This window comes from uncultured Demequina sp. (assembly GCF_913055775.1).
In the GTDB taxonomy this organism is placed as follows: domain Bacteria; phylum Actinomycetota; class Actinomycetes; order Actinomycetales; family Demequinaceae; genus Demequina.
The window spans coordinates 1-2,910 of the sequence record NZ_CAJXJX010000197.1; the positions used below are offsets into that span (position 1 = coordinate 1).

Annotated in this window: 4 protein-coding genes; 3 read left to right on the plus strand and 1 reads right to left on the minus strand. The window is 70.6% G+C overall.

Annotation, left to right across the window (positions count from 1 at the left end):
- Positions 1-107 precede the first annotated feature (107 nt).
- The 3 genes from QZ483_RS13395 to QZ483_RS13405 are packed head-to-tail and all read left to right on the plus strand — an operon-like array spanning position 108 to position 2,112.
- A complete protein-coding gene (locus QZ483_RS13395) occupies positions 108-464 on the plus strand; it encodes a GntR family transcriptional regulator (RefSeq protein WP_297084851.1) in 357 nt (118 codons plus the stop codon).
- On the plus strand, positions 461-1,354 hold the full coding sequence (locus QZ483_RS13400; RefSeq protein ID WP_297084853.1) for an ABC transporter ATP-binding protein: 894 nt from the start codon (positions 461-463) through the stop codon (positions 1,352-1,354). The genes QZ483_RS13395 and QZ483_RS13400 overlap by 4 nt, the downstream gene beginning before the upstream one ends.
- Positions 1,351-2,112 carry an ABC transporter permease gene (locus tag QZ483_RS13405; protein WP_297084855.1) on the plus strand — a complete coding sequence of 254 codons (762 nt, stop codon included), beginning with the start codon at positions 1,351-1,353 and terminating at the stop codon, positions 2,110-2,112. The genes QZ483_RS13400 and QZ483_RS13405 overlap by 4 nt, the downstream gene beginning before the upstream one ends.
- Before the next feature lie 68 nt (positions 2,113-2,180).
- On the opposite strand, the gene QZ483_RS13410 is transcribed toward QZ483_RS13405, so the two are convergent.
- Positions 2,181-2,910, minus strand: a 730-nt coding sequence (locus QZ483_RS13410; protein ID WP_297084857.1) for an SGNH/GDSL hydrolase family protein, incomplete at its 5' end; no start/stop codon positions are given.

Here is a 2,910-nt window from a genome sequence, read left to right on the forward strand (position 1 = left end):
CGAGGGCTTGACACGACCGCTCACGCATGCTTAGTTAGTTACTGCACCAACTAACCAGCCAACAAACGTGCCGCCGGACGGCGGCCACGGACGAGACGGGACGGCACATGGACGACGAACGGCCGATCTTCCTCCAGATCGCGGAGAGCCTCGAGGCGCAGATCCTCGACGGCTCCCTCGCGGAGGAGGGGCAGGTGCCGTCCATCAACGAGCTCGCCCAGTTCCACCGCATCAACCCGGCGACTGCTCTCAAGGGCGTCAACCGCCTCGTGGAGGCCGGGGTGCTCTACAAGCGCCGCGGCATCGGCATGTTCGTCGCCGAGGGCGCTCGAGCCCGGCTTCTGAGCGACCGGAGGGCCGAGTTCGCCGAGCTCCACGTCCGCCCGCTCGCCGAGCGCGCACGTGCCCTGGAACTGGGGTCAGCAGAGGTGCACGACATGATCGACAAGGAGATGAACCGATGACCGCCATCGTCGAGGTCGAGGGCCTCACCAAGCGCTTCGGCAGGGTGACCGCCGTCGACAACGCGACCTTCTCGCTCGAGGAGGGCGGGATCCACGGCCTGCTGGGCCGCAACGGAGCGGGCAAGACCACGCTCATGCAGCTGCTCACGGGCCAGGAGTTCGTGACCTCCGGCGAGGCGCGCATCTTCGGCGAGAACCCGGTCGAGAACGCCGCGGCCCTGCGCCGCGTGTGCTTCATCAAAGAGTCGCAGGTCTACCCCGACGGCTACAAGGGCAAGCATGTCCTGCGGGCCGCGCCGTGGTTCTTCGACGCCTGGGACTCCGCGTTCGCGGACCGCCTCGTCAAGGCCTTCGACGTTCCGCTGGACCGCCCCATGAAGAAGATGTCGCGCGGGCAGCGCAGCGCGATCGGCGTGATCGTGGGACTCGCGTCCCGCGCGGAGCTCACGTTCCTGGACGAGCCCTACGCGGGCCTCGACGCCGTCGCCCGGCGCCGCTTCTACGACCTGCTGCTCGAGGACTACGCGGAGAACCCGCGCACCGTCGTGCTGTCGACCCACCTGATCGACGAGGCGGCGAACCTGCTCCAGCGGGTCGTCGTGATCGACCACGGCAGCATCGTGATCGACGCGGACGCGGAGGAGCTGCGCGGCTCGGCCACCACCCTGGTGGGCAAGGCGAGCGACGTCGAGGCCTTCGCGACCGGCCGCACCGTGGTCGACAGGAACGCGCTGGGCGGCATCGCCTCCGTGACCCTCGCCGGGCTCTCCTCCGAGGATCGCCGGGCCGCCGCGCAGGCGGGGCTCGAGGCCACCGCCGTGTCGCTCCAGGAGCTCATCGTCAGCCGCACCGGCGGCACCGACGCCACCGACGAGGAGGAGGCAGCATGACCGCCATCGACACCCGCGCAGCGGTGACGGGCGCTCCGGCGCGCATCGCCAACGTCATGCGCATGCACGTCGCCAACCCGATGCCCACCCTGATCATGCCGTGGATCATCACCGCCATCGTCTTTGGCGTGAACCTGTCCATCTGGCTCATGGTCGCGAACGCCGCGGGCGGCGCCGAGTACCTCGAGCCCCGCGCCTTCCAGTACAACGGCGGCGTTTCGTGGATCGTAATCTTCATGATGGTCGTGGCCGTGCAGGCGATGAGCCTGACGTTCCGGTTTGCCCTGGGGTTCTCCGTGACGCGCCGCGAGTACTACCTGGGAACCGCCGCCTACTTCGTGGGCTTGGCCCTGCTGTACTCGACGGGCCTGACGGGGCTCGCCGCCCTTGAGCGCGCCACGGACGGCTGGGGCCTCGACGCCGCGTTCTTCGCGCCCTTCGGGCTGGTGGACGAGTCGCTCGGGCTCGTGTGGCTGCTGTACCTGATGACGATGCTGCTGTTCTTCTTCCTGGGTTCGGCGATCGCCACGGTGTGGGTGCGCTGGCGCGCGTACGGCCTGTACTCGTTCTTCATCGGCCTTGCGCTGCTGCTGGTCGCCGCGGGCTGGGGGATCACGGCGGCCGATGCGTGGGGCGACGTGGGCGAGTTCCTCACCACCACGCCGCTCGCTCAGCTCGCCGCGTGGACGCTGCCGGTCACCGCCCTGTGCGCCGTCGTGGGCTTCCTCTTCCTGCGCCGCGCCACGCCGCGCGCCTGACGGCGTCGCAACCACCGGAGGGCCGAGGCGCGGGGTGACCCGCGCATCGGCCCTCCTGCGCCCCGTGGTCAGGACGACGCGACGGAGCAGCTGCTCGCGGCCGAGTCGCCGCGGGGGAACGCGGTTGCGAGGGCGTTGGCGATGCGCTCGCCCCGCTGGACGTACCCGCGCGTCGTGTAGTGGATGCCGTCCCGCTGGAACCAGCCCGACTTCACCTCGCCCCGCCAGTCGTACACCCGCAGCGACGGATGCGCGTCGCACGCCTGGGCGAGCGCGCGGTTGAAGTCCTTCATGCCCGCATCGGCGTACGGGCCGTCGTCCAGAGTGGTCACGGCGTTCACCCACAGCACCGGATCGTCGCCGGTGAGCGACAGGATCCGCTCGATGCGCTCCTCCACGGGGTGGGCGCCGCCCACGGCCTGGTTCGCGGCCTCGTTGATGCCCATCGCGATCACCCAGCAGCCGCTGTAGCCCGCGTCGACGCGCTCCTGGACCGCGTCCTGGGCATTGGGCTCGCCCTGGAAGCGCTCCACGATCGATCGTGCGCCGCGGACGTCGACGTCGACTCCCTCGACGCCCACGCGCTCGTACTGCGCGGCGATCTGCTTGGCGACGGGCGTGCCCTCGCCCACGAGCCCCAGCGACGTGGAGTCGCCCACGTGCACCACGGTGTCGCACGCGGTGCGGGGACCCGAGAACGCGACGTCGACGCGGCTCGCGGGAGTGCGCCCGGGGGCCGGCGCGCTCGGGGTCGAGGCGACGGGCGGGATCACGGGCTGGGCGAGATCGACGGACTCG

Coding starts and splice junctions, on each gene's coding strand:
- QZ483_RS13395 (WP_297084851.1), top strand. CDS start 108: ATGGACGACGAACGGCCGATCTTCCTCCAGATCGCGGAGAGCCTCGAG.
- QZ483_RS13400 (WP_297084853.1), top strand. CDS start 461: ATGACCGCCATCGTCGAGGTCGAGGGCCTCACCAAGCGCTTCGGCAGG.
- QZ483_RS13405 (WP_297084855.1), top strand. CDS start 1,351: ATGACCGCCATCGACACCCGCGCAGCGGTGACGGGCGCTCCGGCGCGC.